The sequence below is a fragment of the Anaerobacillus sp. ABA4_114 genome, assembly GCF_056159065.1.
On sequence record NZ_JBSWUM010000001.1, the window covers coordinates 3,294,457 to 3,312,103 of the forward strand.

The following is a 17,647-nucleotide window of genomic DNA, read 5'->3' on the forward strand; positions in this document are numbered from 1 at the left end:
AGAAGATGAACCACTATACGATACATCATCCTTTACCTGATATAAACCAGACCATTCATTACATACACCTGCTCAGGATGCGGATGACTCAAGAAGTCATGATGCGAAATCGTCCAGCCGTAGGCTCCGGCATATTCGAACACCATGATGTCGCCTGCACGAAGCTCTGATACAAATTCCTTTCGAACAAGAACATCATTAGGGGTACACAGTTCACCCGCTACCGTTACTTCGGCATCCTTAATCCCAGGCCGCTCAAACGGGTACTTCCACCCTTCAACAGAATGAACTCTGAACGGGTGGCTCATCTTCCATGCCGCCGGTAGGCGCAAGTGATGTGAGCCGCCTCGTAGAACAGCAAAATGTTCACCATGATTCGTTTTCACATCGAGCACTTCTGACACATATGAGCCGCATCCTGCCGTCATGTATCTTCCGATTTCTAAAAATAGCGTGAGATTTTCATCGATCGTTTCCTGCTCAAACTCCTTTAGTCCTTCAGCAAGGGTATCCCAATCGAATGGATGACTCGTATCCCAATAGTTGATTCCGATGCCGCCGCCAATATCGATAATGGGAGCTTCCAACGCAAATTCTTTTCGCCAAGATCGTGCCTTTTTCATACACATCTCAACAAAACGAAGATGTGCTGCTGCATCTAAGTTATTGGACATCGCATGAAAATGAAATCCTTTGATCTCGATTTGCTCATACGTGAGAGCTTTCACGATTACGTCAGGGACATCTCGTTCATCGATGCCAAACTGAGTTGGAACGCCAGACATGCGAATGTGGCTGTCCGATACGTTCGTGCTCAAGTTTACCCGAAGCAAGACTGGAATCTTCACTTGTTCTTGTTTTGCTAAATACGCCATACGGTTCAATTCGTGCAGGCTCTCTACATTTACATAATCAACATTTCGCTCCATCGCTTCAAGCATTTCATGATCTTTTTTAGCTGGCCCACCGAAAAGCATCGGCTTCTTCGAGATATCGTCGATCTTGTTGATCTCACCGATGGATGCGACTTCAAACCCATCGACGATCGGCTCTAACGTACTCAGTAGTTCAAGATCTGGATTCGCTTTAACAGCGTAATAAAGCTCACAGAAAGCTGGCAGGCTTTGTTTGATCGTTTCTGCATGCTGCTTGAGATGGTCTAGGTCGTACACATACGCACAGACTGGACCACTTTCCTTTCTATGCTCAAGGTAAGCCTCTACTGCATTTTTACTAATTGTAATCATGGTGTCCCTCCAACATAATGCGCGATCTCTTTTAGCTTACTCCCTAGCTCCTTATCTAGTCATGTTGAGAGGATTTGAAACCTCACAGTACGCATCACCTTTTTTATTCGACAATCTCATTTTCGTAAGAGATTTATGCATAACTGTCGACTGGTAAAGAAAACTGCGGTCTTGTGCTACGTTTTCTTCACACTGATCGGAGAGTTTATTGAATGTATCGTCACAAACTTTTTTAACTTGTTTCCAGAATTCCTCTTCTTTTATTCCAGAATATTGAACCAGCTGTCTTATCACTTCTCCGAGATGGTTTTGGAAAACGGTATAATAAAGTTTATTATGCATATCGGACACCTTATCCGTGACTGAAACAGATCCAGGTGCAAATGATACATCGATCCCTTGCTGTTCAAGTCGTGCTTGATAAATACGTGATCCTCCCCAATCTCTGAAGAAGAAACGTGACAGTCTGCCGTTCTTAAATACAGGAATGCTGTTTTGCAAGTGGCCCTCGAGTGCAATCCCATACTTCACCATAAGTGTGAGATACCCAGGAATGACTTTTTCAATGTATTCATTGAAAAACGGGAATGCTGCCTGACGCTTAGGGATGTTATTCACCTTAGCAAATTCATCGACGAGTTCAGCGAGAATACTTGCATCACTTAGTGGAGACCGAGCATACAGAGCTGGTCCAGCAATCGCAACTTCCCCATCCATAAGCTTCTCATCGATACTTTCGCGTAAGAGCATCGTTAAGTTACGGCTTTTTAATTCTTCCTCAGATTTAAAAGCCATTCCCGCTATCTCGTTCAAAGGAACAAAGTTTTCCAGCTGTTTTTCTTCGTTCATGATGGTCGTCATCATGATTGTAAACAATGTTGAGTTCATCGCAGTCTGCGTTGAAATCGAACGAACGGTCGACGTCATCTGACTGTTAACAGCGAGCTTTAACGAGGGTGCCTTTTTATTCTTCACATGAACGGTTCGGAACGAAGACGTTGCCTGCGCTTCTAACATCACACCTTTAATTAAACGAACCGTACCATTCTTTATTTCTTTCTCATACAAGTCCGGAACCACGTGTTCAAACTGCCACTCATGAACTGGAATGATATCGTACGTGTTAGGCTCTAATCCAATTTCCTCTAACTCCTCAAGACATTGCTTCCATTCGTCATAAAAATGTTCTTCAAGCATCCTTTTTGTTTGTGCCGTCGTCATGACAAATGCGCGATCAACAGCAACGAAACGAACGCCAAAGGATTGATGAAACTCTGGTGAAAATCGAAAAACATCACTTTGTGTCAAGCCGATCTTCGTTTTTGCCCCAGGGTGGAGATGATGCCCTTCAAGAATGAGCTGTTCAAAAAAGAGTGTTGGTGAAACCTCGCTTTTTTTACCGAGATAGTCAAGTGTTGACGTAGCACCTAATGCTTTTGCCTCTTCTTGTATGGCTCCCCTCCAACTATCGTCGAACATATAGGCAAGCGTGAGGTTTGCAGTACCGTTATCAAGCTCCTTTTTGAACGTTTCAACTTGCGGCCCCTTTTCAAAAAGCACGTCGATGAGTTCTGAAGCGACCTTGATCTCCGTCACCTGATGCTCATCGATGTATAAGATCGTATCTGTCGTTTCAATACGCTGAAAGGCATATTCGTGTTTGATCGGAAAGATCAGGACACCACTTTTTACCGACACAAGCTTATACGTCACATCTTCACGAAACGTCGCCTTCTGTAGGTATGCCGAAATGTCAGTTCTATCACCGTTCTTAACCACAAAGCTAGAACCTACTACCTTAAAGTCCGTTGCACTCTTGTATAAATCGTTTATGTTCTCTCTTAAAATGGATGAAGCTAATTTGTGAAGAATGCCTTTTCGGCTATTTTCTAAATTCGCGATAAAATCATTAAGATACGATGGCATCTGCTTCATGATAAAACGCATGCAGTTCACTTCTGCTTCGAGCATGAATCCTTTACTATCATAATTGGGTCTTTTGATCATTTGTATCGTCATTTCTCAAACACCTCATTGTGTAAAGGATTAACGACATCGACATACATATTTTCTGTGTACTTGTTTGTCAGCCGCATCTTCACTAACGCCTTCATCCTTGAACGCGTTGCTTTCAATAGCTCATAATCATGTTCAGTGTCAGACTTTAGCGACTCATAAACATCCCTTACGACCTTTCTTACTGGATTCCATAGACTTTGTTCATCAAGATCTAAACGACGAGATAGGGCGACGTTCATTTCTCCGATATGGTTATGAATAATCGCATGGAAAAAGATATCGTGGAGCTCTTCCGGTTTTGTCGTTAATAAATTTGTACTGTTGTCTAATGCCCCTAACGCTACGAACGTCTCCAAGCGTTCTGTCAGGATACGAATTCCTCCATTATCACGGAGGATCACACGCTCTGGTACCCCATCCTTAAAGACACAAACAGTATTCTGCAAATGCGCTTCTAAACTCACACCATATTTTACGATCAATCTCATGATGCCTGGCAGCAGCACCTCACAGTATCGCTTTATAAATGCTTCAGCAGCGACCTGTAGCGATGGGTGATTCATCTTCTCTTTGTAGCGTTCGACAAGCTCTTGTAGAATCAGCTTTTGTGAAACTGGTGAATCTGCGATAAAAGCAGCTGCAGGAATCGCCACTTCATCTTTAGTTAACGTTGCCTCCGGATTTTCACGAATGATGGAAGCAAGGTTTTTCTGTAGGAAATGACGGTCATCACCGTCTGAGTCGGGTTCAAAATGAATTCCTGCGTCTTCTCCCATAAAGCTTAACGAATTCGAGATGAACGGATCCCGCGCTCCGATTTCCTTCAGAACCGATGAGATCAACGGTCCGTTGTAGGTCGACGCAGCAGAAACCGTCCGAACTGCGCTCGTCATCTGGACATTGATGGCGGTTTTTATGTGGTGCTTCGACCTATTCTCGAACGGAGCTAACGAGCGAAACGATATGAGTGCCATCGTCTTGATCCTCTCACTCAACGGAAAGATCATGTTACGTTCGATCAACCGACGATAGTGCTTTGAAATCGTATGTTCGAACTGCCATGGGTGTACAGGGATGAGCTCATACTCACGATGCTCAATTCCTTTTTCAGATGCGACCCTCTCCAGATCCTCTTGCAGTTCTGGATACTCTTCCAATAAAATACGCGTCGCGCTCTTTTTCTTATGTGTTGATCGACAGTAAGACTTATGAACTAAAACTGGTATCACATCTGGCTGCCCACCCCACTCAGGTGCATAGCGACTCACATCCATTGGTGAAAGACCTAATCGTGTACGTGAACATGGATGAATCGTATGGCCTTGAACCACCCATTGCTCGAAGAACGTAAGCGGGCTAAATGTGGCATCGCCTCGCTTCTTCTCTACATATGAAAAAGAATCTCGTGCATCCAGCTGTTCCGCCTCTTCCTGAACAGTCTTCATGCGCTTCTCAGCCGCCGTTAGAGCTAGCCCATAATTTAAGCTGCTATTTGATATCTCTTCACAGAATTGTTCGAAGTTATCGGAAATCAATTTGGGTTCATTATGAACTAGAATCGAAAGAAACTGATCCGCGTTTGATAATACAGTTTCATTCCCATCTGCGTCGCGATGCAAAACATCTCCAACGATGTCGATCTGTCCAAGTGTATAAGTATTGCCTACGTTTATATCGATCTGTTCTTTCGATAAACGAAACGTTATATATGTTAACTCCGTGCCTTCCCTTGAATCGAACGGAAGGATTTCCTCACGGATGATGCCTTGAATCAACTGATGCAGAATGGTTTTTCGTGCAACGATGAGGTTCTCACGAAACCTTTCGACAAGGGTTTCATAATTATTTCTCATATGGTGGAACACTTGGATTTCGTAGTTATCTTCTCTATCACTTACTCTAAGCGTTGACTCCAAACGTCATTCCTCCTGTTAGCCTGCTAAACACTTTTATTGAAAATCATTATCAATTACCACTTCCTAAGGTTATTGAAGATCGTTTTCAATGTCAACTTTTCGCTGTCATAAATGTTACTATCGATTTCGCTAACAAGCGAGCCTTAAGAGAATTTGATTTGAAAGTCGTCACAACTGATCTTCTTTATTATAATCAACCGAAAGGACGTACAATGCTACATTTCGAATAAAAAAAGCCGCTCGTCTGCGGCTGTGCTCATCTTTAATAAAGGTATCACCGTCGATTTAACGAAGTGACTAGGTAGATTAAAAACATGGAGGTTTCCGATGAACCAATATTTATACAAGCTTAAACTCATTCCAAGACTCGTCGATGAAAACAACTGGACTGAAAAAGAAAACGCAATCGTGATGGAGCATTTCAACGCTTTGAAGGAGCTATTGAACGAGAACACGCTGATCATGGCTGGCAGAACCGTGAACGATGATGATTCAGCGTTCGGAATCGTTGTCATTCAGACGAATTCTGAACAAGAAGCAACGTCAATCATGAAAAAAGACCCTGCTGTCCGTGAGGGAATCATGACAGCAGAGCTCTATCCATACCATGTTGCACTATTTAACGATGCTTTCACTGTGAACCAGACGTCCTAACGTCTGGTTTACTAGAGAAACAATACCATGTGTTCTTCATCCAGAAACTCACCGTTCACATAAAGAGCTTTCTCTTCATTTGCGTACGTTTTGAATCCCATATTATGATAAAGCTGTTTTGCGGTCTTGTTTACGGAAGAAACGGAGATATTGACTTTAACGAGTCCATCCACATGCTTCACATAATCGATCGCTTCCTTCAGAAGTGCTTTACCAGCACCTTTACCTCTATAGCTCGGCGTTACATAAACTGCAAAAAAGTCACCTTTGTGCTTCGTTTTCAAACCGCTTCCTCGAACGAACGTGATGACTCCGACCAATCCGCCGTCGTATGCTCCTAGCGTAACAGCTCTTTCTAAATTAGCTGCAACGCCTTCGAGTGGATCCTTTCTCTCTACTGCTTCTTCATAGCTCGACGCGAACGCTTCGGGATTGTTCTGAAGAGCTTCTAATCTTAACTCCCAATACTCTTTTGCATCATCTGCTTTCATTCTTCTTATTTCCATTGTGATCTGCTCCAATCCGTTTTCAACATGCCATAAACGACGTGATCAACATAGGTACCGTTCACCTTTTCAACCTGACGGATCAACCCTTCTTTCGTGAAACCGAGTCGCTCAGGAACACCGCGACTCTTTTTATTCTCAGAAGCCGCACGTATTTCGATTCGATTGAGACCGATCGTATCGAAGCCATACGTAAGAATCGCCTTACAAGCCTGCGTGACGATGCCCTTCTTCTGATGCTTTTCACTAAGCCAGTACCCAATGGTCGCATAATCATGAGTTCGGTTAAGTTCATTGAAACCGATCGTCCCAGCGATTTCCCCTTTATAAACCATTGCGAGCGTCTTAGGATAGCCACCCGTTTCAGAAAGACTTTTGATCGTACCTTCTATAAACGCCTTCGAGCCTTCAACATCCGTATTGTAATCGACCCATGCGAGCCACTCTCTTAAATAGCTTTTCGATTCATCGATCAGATGAAAAAGCTCTTCTGCATCATCTACTGTGTACATTCTTAGATAAAGATCTTCATTTACTGGGTATGTAAACATGTTGTCTGTTCCTCTCTGTCTATTAGCTGATAAATTTTTTTATGACGTTTGCGAAATGTTCAGGTTCTTCATCATGTGGTGTGTGACCACTATCTTCAAAATGATAGGTTTCACCAAGTTCCACATCCGTTCGAAATGCTTGAACCTGGAGATCTGACGTTACTGGATCGTATTTTCCTGTCAGCAAGAGAGTAGGTGATTTGATCTCGTTTAATAGAGGCAGTAGTGAGTCAAAGATTCTTCCTTCTTCTCTCAACAGGTTGTAATGAACCTCAGACTTATCATAGAGTTCATCCCATTTCTCGTCACTATAATAGCTGTAGTCTGTTGGATGGTCGTGATTATGAATATAGATCTCCATCCGGTTCTCACCGAGTAAATCACTGTAATCACTATATAACTCTGCGAGTTCCCGACCCTTTAACTCGTCATTTGTTACGATGGCTAAACTTTCGATGGCCGCTCTCGATTACCCGTGTTTTTCAAGAAGCGAAGCGGTCTTCCTCATTAAACTCCTAGAGGTTAAATCGAAATCAAATGTCGGGCATTCAAGAACGACTTTCTCTATTGAATCAGGATAAGTGGCAGCGTAAAGCACACTTAGAAATCCACCAAAAGAATGTCCGATCAAAGACCACTTCTCAACGGAAAAATGTTCTCGCAGTGTCTCACAGTCTTCAATCAAATCCTGTAGTTTAAAGTCTTCGTTCTCTGTTACACCCTCTGATCGACATACGCCTCTCTGATCGAATGCAATCACCATAAAATCTTTTTCCAATCGGGCTGATTGGTGGTGCGAAAAATCAAAACAGCTCTCCCCTGGACCACCATGTAAATAAAGAAGCGGTGGATTATCGGGAGAACCGTGCACTTCCACATAAAGCTCTTTTCCACGTATTGGTATCAACTTACCATTATGCAACTCTTTCACCTCAATGCTTCGTAATCCTTTTACGAATCAACCTGATCTGTCCCCGGTGATTCAACTCATCTTCCATTACATGAAACCATTTGAAATAGTGGTTCGCTTTCTCATCCCAACCATACGGGGTAACGATTTCGAGCCAGTCATCGTCTTTCTTCTTTAATTCTTGAAGCGTGTATTCACGCGCTAAACTCATTTCACTCCAATAGTAGTCAAGGTCACGACCGCGTATCTCGCTTCTCGCACGTTCACCTAACTCGATTGCGGTACCAAGCACATCCCACTCAGCATCCGTAAGCTCTCGCTGTTCAAACGTCATGATTTGAAATGCCTTTTCAAGCGAGACCATGTGCTGCAGCAGCATCCCAATTGAATTGCTTTCATCATCAAGTTGAAAATCAAGCTGATCAGCGGTTAACCCAGCGATCGCTTCTTCCGTCGTATGCCTCGCATAGTTCATCATCGATACGAGTCTTGAAATGTGAGGAGTGAACCCCTCAACGTCTTCAATCATGGTAAGATTCTGTACACTCTTCACCTAGAACGCCCCTTTCCTTACCCGTTGCCCCTCAACTACCTTCTACAAAATGGGGCAAATTCCTTTTTATTGAAACTTCTTCAACGACGATCCGTAGAAAAAGGTAACAACCGTTAGGAGGAGTACGTTGAAAAAATTATATAAATCAACAACTGATAAGGTGGCGCTTGGTGTCATCGGTGGAATAAGTGCTGCCTTAAACATTCAAGCAGAAACAATGCGATTCGTATTCATTGTACTTACCGTTTTCTTTACCGAAGTATCTTTACTTCTATATTTTGCTTTAGCTTTGTTGTTGCCAACAGATGAAGAAATTCTTTTGAATGATTGAACATAGAAAACCCCCTGGCTAGAAGCCAAGGAGTTTACATCTTATCTTCACCTCAAATTCATCCTATCTTCTTTAAATCGGAAAACACCGTATCTTCCTTTTCGCCCTTTGAGCCTAACGTTAACGTCACTACCGTAACCACGGATAAAGGTAGGCCAATGAAAACAGGATGAAGACCAAAAGGATGGCCTGCAACTTGCCATATGACTGCGATGATCAGTCCAGCCCACATTGCGGTGAAGCCTGCGAACTTGGTTGTTCGACTCCAGAATAACCCGAACAATACAGGAGCTAATAGCCCAGACACAAGCATGGCCGTTCCAGTTATCCAAAGGGTGACGAGCTGAGGAATATAAAGGGCAAGCAAGAGAGCGATGATCGAAACGAATACAACCGACATCCGGCTGTACGTGAGCATCTTTTTATCCCCAACTTCACCGACCCTCGGTTTTACAACATCATTCACGATCGATGATGCCGCTGCGAGGAAGAACGAATCGGCACAAGAGATAACCGTTGCTAGCAATGCAATCAGCATCACGACAACGAGTGAGAATGGCAGTACTTGTCCGATGATTTCATAATAGATCAAGGCTGGATCGATATTCGTTAAGTTAAGCCCGAACTTTCCTAGGAATCCTATGAAAATAGTAACCGCAGCCGTTAAAAAGCCAAGGACGATCGCTGACCAGAACCCAACGCTTGCAGTTCGATCATCTTTCGCTGCCCAAAAACGTTGCCATAAATCTTGTCTCACAAACTGGTAGGCTCCGATCGTAAGCATATACACGAAGAATTCAGAAGCACTGATATTAAAGATGCTCAGCGCATTTCCACCTTCAGCATTTCTCGCCTGATCAGCAAGTGCTCCCCAGTCACCAACAAGAAACATGATGACAACGAGTAAAAAGAAGATTCCTGCTGTTTGAATCGTTCCATGAATCGCATCCTGAATCATAACCGACTTGAGGCCGCCAAAATAGGTTTTCAACGTCATAAGTGCCCAACTAATGATGATCCCAGTCGTCATGCTGAGTCCTATCGTCAACTTCAATATCGTAGCGATCGCAACGAACTGCATACCCGTAACGGCTGCATATGCACAAAGAACGCTTAAAACAGTAGGAATTCTCGCGCCCTCTCCGAACCGCAGCGCCGTGAAATCACCTAGCGTGACCATATTGTACTTTTTTCCTAGAAAACGAATCCGTTTCAATAGAAAAGCCGCAATAACGATCGAGGTTAGTGTAAAACCGATCGCGAGCCATTGCTGCCCCATTCCAAAAAGATACCCTTTTGTCATATAGCCGAGTAAGATCGAGCCTCCAATCGCTGTACCAACAAACGTAAGGATAAGCGGCATCAGTCTCGTCGACCGCCCTGCAACATTATAATCTTCATACGTCTTAACGTTTCGATTCACATAAAGCGATAGACCAAATAAAAATACAAAGTAGACGGCAATGATCGTAATCAACAACGTTTCTTGCTGGCTACTAAACAATAGGTTCACCTTCCTTCTTTGAACTATAAACCATTGTTCCTTCTAAATACGTGTTTTCCGTTTTAATGTCTAACAGTTCTTCGTGATCGATTTCTAATGGATTGTGAGAAATCACCATGACGTCGGCTTTTGAACCCGGCTTGATCACGCCAAGAGTTTCTTCTTCAAAAGAGCTATAAGCGGCATCCACCGTAAACGCTTTTAAAGCATCCCAGACCCGTATACCTTCTTCTAACCCGATCACTTGTCCACTCGACGTTTTTCTAGTAACAGCTCCATAAATTCCAGTCCACGGATTTCCATCTGTTACAGGCAGATCAGAGTTTCCCGGTGCAGGAACACCTGCTTGTTTAAACGATCGGTGAGGAAAAGCAGACGACATCCGCTCATCTCCTAATTTCGCTAAATAATTATCACCGATATGATAGAGGAAACCGATCGATGAACCTGCTAGCAGTCCGAGGTTCTTCATCTGTAAAATCTGATTTGAGTGTGGAAAGATACAGTGTTCGATTCTGTTTCGCATATGGTCGATCGAATGATGCTTAGTTACTTTTTCAAATGAATCAAGAGCTACCTCAATGGCGCGATCACCGATCGCGTGGATGGCGACTCTTAATCCTCCTTCGATCCCTCTTTGCATAAGAGGCGCAATTTCCTCAGCGTCGTTATAAAGAATACCTGTTTCTTTTGTTCCAATGTATGGCTTTAAAAAAGCAGCAGTCTTTCCACCAACACTTCCATCCAACATAAATTTCAACCCCTGAACGTTAAGCATGTCGTTCCCAAAACCACTTCGTAAGCCTGTGCCTAGCACCTCCTCTAGCGCACCGTCGAAACCATTTTGATCGATCGCCCAAATCCATGGCCGAATCCTAACCTTCAGCTCTTCATTCTCCAGCATGGTTTGATACAACTGCATATCATCTTTTTGAGTCGACATACAATGGACGGTCGTAATCCCCCACGACGCAAATTTTTCTTGCGCTTCTTTCATGCCCTTCACTCGTTCTTCGAGACGATATTCCGGGATGTGAAGGAGCCCTTGAGCCTTTTCTTGAAGCAAACCTGTTAGCTCTCCATTCTCATCCTTCTCGATCTTTCCTCCAGATACAGGCGTTTCTTCAGTTATGCTGCTTTCTTCGAGCGCCTTCGTATTTGCTACTGCCATATGGGCACACGCTCGTTCTAACACAACCGGATTATTTGGTGCCACTCGATCGAGTTCCCATCGGGTAGGGTGCCGCTTCTCTTTCATTTTGCTATCATCATAGCCCCATCCTATAATCCAGTGTCCTTCAGGAGTCTTCGCTACTTCCTCTTCGATCTTTGTTAAGATCGCTTCGATCGAAGGCGTAACTTCTGGCGTACAATTGAGCTTTAACATGCTTAAGCCATAAATCGCTGGGTGAATGTGGCTTTCGATAAAACTCGGCATCAATGTCTTGCCATTTAAGTCTGTAACGGTGGTTTCTTTCCCCTTCCAGTTTAGGACTTCTTCTGTTTCTCCTATGTACGCGATCACGCCGTCTCGTACGGCCACTCCACTCGCAAAAGGCTTTTCATCATCCATCGTTAGTACATTTCCATTCACAAAAATCAAATCCGCTTCCGTCATCTTCACTCACCTTTCATTTTAGTAGACTTTGAATGTCTCCCTCCCCAACTCCATAAAAAAACCAGTTTTATGCACACGAGTAGTATGTTGGCTATACTTGTCTCCTGGCATAAAACTGGTTTCTTTCTAACGGACCGCTTCACTTTGAGCCAGTGAAGTCGATTAGAATAGACAGTTTCTCTTATTTTTCTATTTATTATTTTGAATTTTATCAATATTCTTTATAAATATCAAATTACCATTATGTAACAGCGCTGATCGTGAAGCAAAACAATAAGCCTGATTAAAACTCAATCAGGCTTTCAATGAATCGTGCTAGAATGCTAGTTTCATCACTAACGAGAACAACTTTTCCTACTCCAGGACGAGCTCTTCACTCAGTTTATCCCTGAGCGCCCTCTTCAAAAACTTCCCGACAGACGTTTTCGGAATTTCATCCATAAATACGATATCGTCAGGGAGCCACCATTTAACAAATTGAGTAGAGAGATAGTTTATGAGTTCATCTTTTGATATGTCGGCATATCCTTCCTGTAGGACGACACATGCGACGGGTCGCTCCTGCCATTTTTGGTGCGGAATTGCGATCACAGCAGCTTCATAAACAGCATCATGCGTCATAAGAGCATTCTCAAGGTCAACGGATGAAATCCATTCCCCACCACTTTTAATTAAATCCTTCGATCGGTCAGTAATCTGGATGTACCCATCGTCATTGATCTTCGCGATATCCCCAGTGTATAGCCAACCGTCACGGAACGATTCCTGCGTTCGTTCATCTTTGTAGTATTCACTTGCAACCCAAGGTCCACGTACGATCAGTTCTCCCATCGTTTTTCCATCCCACGGGACGTCACCATTTTCATTGATCACGCGAACATCGAGCCCCGGAATCACCATTCCTTGCGTAGCTCTGGTGTCGATTCTTTCTTCCATTGTAAGGTTGTCCATTTCACTAGATAGCGTTGAAAGAGAGACGATTGGACTCGTTTCTGTCATCCCGTACCCTTGAATAAACGGAATGTTATGCTTTTCTTCAAATGCACGAATAATGTTCTTCGGTGCTGCTGAGCCTCCGCACACGACAGCTCGTAAACTACTGATCTCATAGCTTTCTTTCTCAAGTAGATTCACAAAAGCTAGCCAAATCGTCGGCACGCCTGCTGTCACGGTCACTTTTTCCTCTTGTATAAGTGAGGCGATGACTTGAGGTGTCATGTTTGGACCAGGGAGGACGAGCTTCGTTCCAAACCATACTGAAGCGAACGGCAGCCCCCAAGCATTCGCATGGAACATCGGCACGATTGGTAAGCACACATCGCGTTCAGAAAGTCCTAGAGAATCGGCTAACCCTGTAGCCATGCTATGGAGAACGATTCCGCGATGAGAGTAGACGACTCCCTTCGGATTACCAGTCGTCGCAGACGTATAGCACATCCCAGCAGGAGCGTTTTCGTCGAGATCTTCTCGAAGCTGGAAATTTTCGTCTCCTTCTTGTAACAGTTCTTCATAAGAGTACACTGGTGAAAGAGTTGTCTCAGGCAGCGTCTCTTTATCACTCATGATGATGTACGTTTCTACCGTCGTCAGTTTATCCTGAACTTTTTCGATCAGAGGAACGAGATCTTCATCGACCATAAGAATTTTGTCTTCTGCGTGGTTAACGACGTAAGCGATATGTTCAGGTGATAAACGAATGTTAACCATATGAAGGACAGCTCCCGAACAAGGTACCGCAAAATAGGCTTCTAAATGACGATGGTGATTCCATGCGAATGTAGCGATTCGGTCTCCTTCCTTCATCGAAAGCTTTGTCAATGCACTAGCGAGTCGCCTCGTTCGCTTCGCATACTCTTTATACGTAAACCTCTGTGTACCACTTAATGTCCGTGACACAATTTCCTTATCCGGGAAATAACGCTCTGCTCGATTAATCAATCCTGTCAGAATCAAAGGTGTGTTCATCATTATTGATCACGCTCCTTTTTAAATGTGTCGATCTTATCCTGTCCTAAAAGTGGTGCAGATTGGCCAACAGCATTGGGGTTCGTCACGATATGTACCTGCTCACCTCTCCTTACTAGTCCTCGCTCCGGACCATACGAATGAGCCATCACCTCCTTTACGTTTAATACAGGGAATAAACAGCAATCATGCGATTCACCGAACGAAGTCCATTCTGCCATCGTTCTCTCTTTGAAAAGCACGTTGATCTCTTCATGAAGATCACTCTTAACAGGCGAAAAAGCGTGCGGCAACCATTCGACTTTTCCAACTCCATAGCAAAAGTTCTTCCAGAAATGCGGCTCTAGTGCTGCGAGCGATACGAACCGACAATCCTTCGTTTCGTACAGTCCGTAGCACACTACGCTTCCATCTATAAAATCAGGGCCATCTTGCTTGTTCTTTTTCAAGTGATACAAAGCATGCGTGCCTAACATCGTTAGCGGGACATCATTCAAAGCAAGATCGAGGTAACACCCATTTCCTGTTCGCTCCCTTTGAAAAAGTGCAGCTGAAATACGCTCTGAGGCAACGATTCCTCCACCATAATCCACAGTTGTAAACGTTGGCTGTACAGGTCTTCCATTTCCATCTAGATGTTGAGAAAGCAGCCCGCTTAATCCTTGATAGTTCAAATCATGGCTCCCAAGGTGAGCATGTGTCCCTGATTGCCCGAATCCAGAAAGGGAACAGTAGACGATATCAGGCTTGATCTTCTTTACTTCATCATAATGAAGCCCGATACGCTTCATCACGCCTGGGCGAAAGCTTTCGATCACAACATCGACCGTTTGAAGAATCTCACTTAATTCGTTCACTTTCGCTGTATCTTTTAAATCGACCGCAATGCTTTTCTTTCCACGATTGTTTGCTTCATAGACGAGCCCATCTGCCATCTGCCTTGCCGGATCGCCGTTCGGAGGCTCCACCTTGATGACCTCAGCTCCGAGATCAGCTAGCCGCTGCGTAGCATAAGGTCCTGGTAAGTACTGCGTAAAATCCAGTACCCTGACGCCCTCAAGCATCACGTATACCAACCGCCGTTAATATGAAGAACTTGTCCATTCGTATAATTTGATAACGGAGATGCCAAATAGAAGATTCCCTCAGCCGCTTCTTCAGCCGTTCCCGCACGCTGCTGTGGAATCGATTGTTCGAACATCTTCTTCACTTTCTCTGGAATCCCGACCGGAACGCCGTTTACCGTTTCGCCTTTTTCCTTCGATTGCGTCAGGCGCGTATCGATCAGACCGAACGCTACAGCATTACAGTTGATGTTAAACGCTCCCCATTCCCGTGCTACGGTTTTTGTGAGGCCGATCATGCCCGCTTTTGCAGAGGAATAGTTCGCCTGTCCAACATTCCCCATCACACCTGCTACGGAGGACACATTGACGATCTTCCGGTACTTCGCTTCACCCGTTTCCATCTCTTTCTTCGCGGCTTCCCTCATATAAGGCGCTGCAGCCCTCGTAAGCTTGAACGGTGCGATAAGATGAATATCGAGCATGGCTTGGAACTGTTCATCGGTCATTTTATGAAGCAAGCCATCCCACGTGTAGCCTGCGTTATTCACGAGAATATCGACGCCCCCAAACTCGGATGCGGCCTTCTCCATAATCGAAGTCGCAAAGTCACCAGCTGTGACGTCACCAGCGAATCCGATTGCCGTTCCACCACGTTCTTTTATTTCGTTCACGACCTCTTCTGTTGGTGCTTCATCTTTATCCGATACAACGACTTTTGCTCCAGCGTCAGCCATCTTTAATGCAACAGCTCGTCCAACGCCTCGGCCAGACCCTGTGATAATGGCAACTTGATCATTTAACATAGCTCATTCCTCCTACATCTGTACGTGAAATGTACCCGATAGTTTTTTCTCATCCTTTTCATTCACAACGACAATGTCACCGATCAACACGTTCTCATCGGTTTCTTCTTTTATAAATCCTTTTACGGTTAAAGCTTCACCTGGAAGCGTCATTTTTTTGAACCTCACCTGAAATGCCTTTAACTGTTCTGGTTTAAACCACGTCGTCAACGCTTGCCCTGCCATCCCCATGACGAGCATGCCATGTGCGATCACATCAGGTAAGCCTGCTTCTTTCGCCACGGGTACGACCGTATGAATCGGATTAAAATCACCAGACGCACCTGCATACTTCACAAGCTGTGAATGCGTGATCGGCTTCTTCTTAACTGGTTGTAGTGCTGACACGTTATCCCTCCTATCGTTCGATTACAACAGACCTTGCGAGTAGTACGTTCTCGTTTCTCTCATTTCGATAGAGCGTTTCGAGTGTGAACAGGGTTAGCCCGCCCTTTTCTTTCTGATCGACCACCTTCATCATTGCGGTGATTGTATCGCCTGCAAAAACCGGATTCATATACTCATAGCTTTGTTCTCCGTGTAAGACTTTCAATGGATCGACCTCTAGCATCTCAATCAAATCTTCAAAACTCGCACCGCCCCACATATCGATAACAGTCGCGAATGTTGGAGGTACCGGCAGATCACGGTACCCCTGTTTCTTCGCGAACGCAACATCGTGGTAAATCGGATTATCATCCCCTATGGCATTTGCAAACTCCCGCACCTTCCCTCTTTCAACTGTAAACGTGAATGGTTTTGTTTCGATGCCGACCTTGTTTTGAATTGCGCTCATGTTATCCCCCTTTCTACAATCCTATATTTTTAGCGATGATTGTTTTCATAATCTCATTCGTTCCGGCATAGATCGCCGACACAGGAATGTCACGAAACCTTCTCGCAATCTTGTATTCTTCCATATAGCCATAGCCGCCATGAAGCTGTAGGCAGCGCTGTGAAACGCTTTTTGCCATATCCGTGTGCCAGTATTTCGACATCGACACTTTCGTAACGATGTCTTCCCCCTCCATATGTTCAGCGATCAGTGAATCGAGAAACGTCCTGCCGATCTCGATTTCTGTTTTCATTTCGACCATCTCAAACTGAATATGCTGAAACTTTGAGATGCTTTGACCGAATGCCTTCCGCTCTTGAATATACTGCATCGTCATCTCAAACATATCTTCAGCCGCTACCTGAGCAGCGATCGCGACAAGTAAGCGCTCCTGCTGAAGCTTTTCCATCAAATAAAGAAACCCTTTGCCTTCTTCACCGATCAGGTTTTCTTTCGGAACACGACAATCTTCAAAAAACAGCTCTGCCGTATCCTGACAGTGAAGACCTACTTTATTAAGCTTTCTTCCTCTTGAAAAGCCCGGATGATCGCCCTCAACCGCAAGTAAGCTCACACCTTTATACGCAGGCTTCGCATTGGGATCCGTTTTCACCGCTACAACCACAAGATCTGAATGGATGCCGTTCGTAATAAACGTCTTTGACCCATTCACAACGTAGTGGTCACCTTCTAGAACAGCCGTCGTTTTGATGTTCGCGAGATCTGAACCTGCACCAGGCTCCGTCATGGCGATCGCAGTAATGATTTCACTCGACACGCACTTTGGCAGCCATCGCCTCTTTTGTTCTTCTGTTCCATACGATTCAATGTACGGTACAACGATGTCGTTATGAAGCCCAACGCCAACGAGCCCTGATCCGATTCGCTCCAACTCTTCATTGATGATGACCGCATAGCCCCAGTCAGCATCAAAACCGCCATACGCTTCTGGAAGTGTCGGACAAAGGTACCCTTGCGCCGCTAACTTCTCCCAGAAGCTCCGCGGAATTAGGCGATCTTCTTCCCATTTTTCATAAAACGGTTCTGCTTCCTTAGCGAGAAACTTACGCAGTGACTTACGGAACGCTTCATGATCGTTTGTTAAATACGGATGTTTCATCTTTTTAGC

At 44.4% G+C, this 17,647-nt stretch carries 16 protein-coding genes and 1 pseudogene; 2 read left to right on the forward strand and 15 right to left on the reverse strand.

Annotated elements, in window-relative coordinates; all coding sequences use genetic code 11:
* Window positions 1–32: 32 nt before the first annotated feature.
* Genes ACXAEY_RS17030 through ACXAEY_RS17040 form a run of 3 tightly spaced genes read right to left on the reverse strand, consistent with a single transcriptional unit; the run spans window position 33 to window position 5,182 of the window.
* Window positions 33–1,247, reverse strand: a complete 1,215-nt coding sequence (locus ACXAEY_RS17030; RefSeq protein WP_474813636.1) for a type III PLP-dependent enzyme — start codon at window positions 1,245–1,247, stop codon at window positions 33–35.
* Between the two features lie 51 nt (window positions 1,248–1,298).
* Entirely contained in the window at window positions 1,299–3,266 is a 1,968-nt protein-coding gene (locus ACXAEY_RS17035; protein WP_474813639.1) for an IucA/IucC family protein, read from the reverse strand.
* Window positions 3,263–5,182, reverse strand: a complete 1,920-nt coding sequence (locus ACXAEY_RS17040; protein ID WP_474813641.1) for an IucA/IucC family protein — start codon at window positions 5,180–5,182, stop codon at window positions 3,263–3,265. The genes ACXAEY_RS17035 and ACXAEY_RS17040 overlap by 4 nt, the downstream gene beginning before the upstream one ends.
* A 327-nt stretch (window positions 5,183–5,509) precedes the next feature.
* On the opposite strand from ACXAEY_RS17040, the gene ACXAEY_RS17045 reads away from it, so the two are divergent.
* A complete protein-coding gene (locus tag ACXAEY_RS17045) occupies window positions 5,510–5,836 on the forward strand; it encodes a YciI family protein (RefSeq protein WP_474813644.1) in 327 nt (108 codons plus the stop codon).
* Between the two features lie 11 nt (window positions 5,837–5,847).
* On the opposite strand, the gene ACXAEY_RS17050 is transcribed toward ACXAEY_RS17045, so the two are convergent.
* From ACXAEY_RS17050 to ACXAEY_RS17065, 4 genes and pseudogenes are all read right to left on the reverse strand, one after another.
* On the reverse strand, window positions 5,848–6,342 hold the full coding sequence (locus ACXAEY_RS17050; RefSeq protein WP_474813646.1) for an N-acetyltransferase family protein: 495 nt from the start codon (window positions 6,340–6,342) through the stop codon (window positions 5,848–5,850).
* Window positions 6,333–6,893: a GNAT family N-acetyltransferase gene (locus ACXAEY_RS17055; protein ID WP_474813649.1), complete on the reverse strand. Its 561-nt coding sequence runs from the start codon at window positions 6,891–6,893 to the stop codon at window positions 6,333–6,335. Before ACXAEY_RS17055 ends, ACXAEY_RS17050 begins: the two co-directional genes overlap by 10 nt.
* A gap of 22 nt (window positions 6,894–6,915) precedes the next feature.
* Window positions 6,916–7,797: pseudogene (locus ACXAEY_RS17060) on the reverse strand (alpha/beta fold hydrolase).
* 28 nt (window positions 7,798–7,825) lie between these two features.
* Window positions 7,826–8,356, reverse strand: a complete 531-nt coding sequence (locus ACXAEY_RS17065) for a DinB family protein (protein ID WP_474813651.1) — start codon at window positions 8,354–8,356, stop codon at window positions 7,826–7,828.
* A gap of 127 nt (window positions 8,357–8,483) precedes the next feature.
* Here ACXAEY_RS17065 and ACXAEY_RS17070 point away from each other — a divergent pair, with 127 nt between their 5' ends.
* Complete coding sequence (locus ACXAEY_RS17070; protein ID WP_474813654.1) at window positions 8,484–8,687, forward strand: PspC domain-containing protein; 204 nt, start codon at window positions 8,484–8,486, stop codon at window positions 8,685–8,687.
* 58 nt (window positions 8,688–8,745) lie between these two features.
* On the opposite strand, the gene ACXAEY_RS17075 is transcribed toward ACXAEY_RS17070, so the two are convergent.
* The 8 genes from ACXAEY_RS17075 to ACXAEY_RS17110 all read right to left on the reverse strand — a co-directional run bounded on the left by ACXAEY_RS17075 (window position 8,746) and on the right by ACXAEY_RS17110 (window position 17,638).
* Window positions 8,746–10,191 (reverse strand): sodium:solute symporter family protein, encoded by a 1,446-nt coding sequence (locus ACXAEY_RS17075; RefSeq protein ID WP_474813656.1) that lies wholly within the window; start codon window positions 10,189–10,191, stop codon window positions 8,746–8,748.
* On the reverse strand, window positions 10,184–11,809 hold the full coding sequence (locus ACXAEY_RS17080; protein WP_474813658.1) for an amidohydrolase: 1,626 nt from the start codon (window positions 11,807–11,809) through the stop codon (window positions 10,184–10,186). The genes ACXAEY_RS17075 and ACXAEY_RS17080 overlap by 8 nt, the downstream gene beginning before the upstream one ends.
* A gap of 354 nt (window positions 11,810–12,163) precedes the next feature.
* The gene (locus ACXAEY_RS17085) at window positions 12,164–13,777 is read right to left on the reverse strand and encodes a long-chain fatty acid--CoA ligase (protein ID WP_474813661.1); all 1,614 of its coding nucleotides are present in this window, start codon (window positions 13,775–13,777) and stop codon (window positions 12,164–12,166) included.
* The gene (locus tag ACXAEY_RS17090; protein WP_474813664.1) at window positions 13,777–14,838 is read right to left on the reverse strand and encodes a CaiB/BaiF CoA transferase family protein; all 1,062 of its coding nucleotides are present in this window, start codon (window positions 14,836–14,838) and stop codon (window positions 13,777–13,779) included. The genes ACXAEY_RS17085 and ACXAEY_RS17090 overlap by 1 nt, the downstream gene beginning before the upstream one ends.
* The gene (locus tag ACXAEY_RS17095) at window positions 14,838–15,644 is read right to left on the reverse strand and encodes an SDR family oxidoreductase (protein ID WP_270180839.1); all 807 of its coding nucleotides are present in this window, start codon (window positions 15,642–15,644) and stop codon (window positions 14,838–14,840) included. The genes ACXAEY_RS17090 and ACXAEY_RS17095 overlap by 1 nt, the downstream gene beginning before the upstream one ends.
* A 12-nt stretch (window positions 15,645–15,656) precedes the next feature.
* Window positions 15,657–16,031, reverse strand: coding sequence for a MaoC/PaaZ C-terminal domain-containing protein (locus ACXAEY_RS17100; RefSeq protein WP_474813669.1), 375 nt, complete (start codon window positions 16,029–16,031; stop codon window positions 15,657–15,659).
* A gap of 10 nt (window positions 16,032–16,041) precedes the next feature.
* Window positions 16,042–16,479, reverse strand: coding sequence for a MaoC family dehydratase N-terminal domain-containing protein (locus ACXAEY_RS17105; protein WP_474813672.1), 438 nt, complete (start codon window positions 16,477–16,479; stop codon window positions 16,042–16,044).
* A 13-nt stretch (window positions 16,480–16,492) separates the two neighbouring features.
* Window positions 16,493–17,638 (reverse strand): acyl-CoA dehydrogenase family protein, encoded by a 1,146-nt coding sequence (locus tag ACXAEY_RS17110; RefSeq protein ID WP_474813675.1) that lies wholly within the window; start codon window positions 17,636–17,638, stop codon window positions 16,493–16,495.
* Between the last annotated feature and the right edge of the window lie 9 nt (window positions 17,639–17,647).